General features: G+C 31.8%; 1 protein-coding gene and 1 riboswitch. The gene reads left to right on the top strand.

Features of this window, described 5'->3' with window-relative positions; all coding sequences use genetic code 11:
• The first annotated feature begins 42 nt into the window (after positions 1 to 42).
• Positions 43 to 186, top strand: a riboswitch (cobalamin riboswitch).
• 34 nt (positions 187 to 220) lie between these two features.
• On the top strand, positions 221 to 497 hold a 277-nt coding region (locus tag QWI17_RS00680), incomplete at its 3' end, for a hypothetical protein (protein WP_302720569.1).

Here is a 497-nt window from a genome sequence, read left to right as displayed (position 1 = left end):
AACGATTTAACAATCTACTTTTTATAAAATCAATTGCTTTTCTTTACATTTGCATAAAATGGTGCTCAACGAGTGAGTTAAAAGGGAATTTGGTTCAATTCCAAAACTGTCCCCGCAACTGTAAATTCTAACATACTTTTTGTAAAAAGAATAAGTCAGGAAACCTGCCATTGCTAACAAATTAATAGAAAATGTTTTCGGAGGAAAAACAGATTTTAATATGAAAAAACTTTTTCTTTGTTTTAATCTTATCGCTGGAATTGCTTTTGCACAGACGGATACCATCAATTTGAAACCTTTGATTTTGAACGATGCTTTTCTTAAAAATCATTACAAATCTCAAAGTATTATCAAACTTAATGATAGTATTTTAGAGCAAAATCCTAATCAACTGACGCAAGTTTTACAAGAGCAAACGCCAATTTATTTTAAAGAAAATGGACGAGGAATGGTTTCTTCACCTTCGTTTCGAGGAACTTTAGCTTCGCACACAGCCG

Source organism: Gilvimarinus gilvus, from assembly GCF_030518155.1.
Lineage (GTDB): Bacteria > Pseudomonadota > Gammaproteobacteria > Pseudomonadales > Cellvibrionaceae > Gilvimarinus > Gilvimarinus gilvus.
Note: the sequence above shows the minus strand (reverse complement) of the source record. Positions and strands in the feature narration are given on the sequence as shown.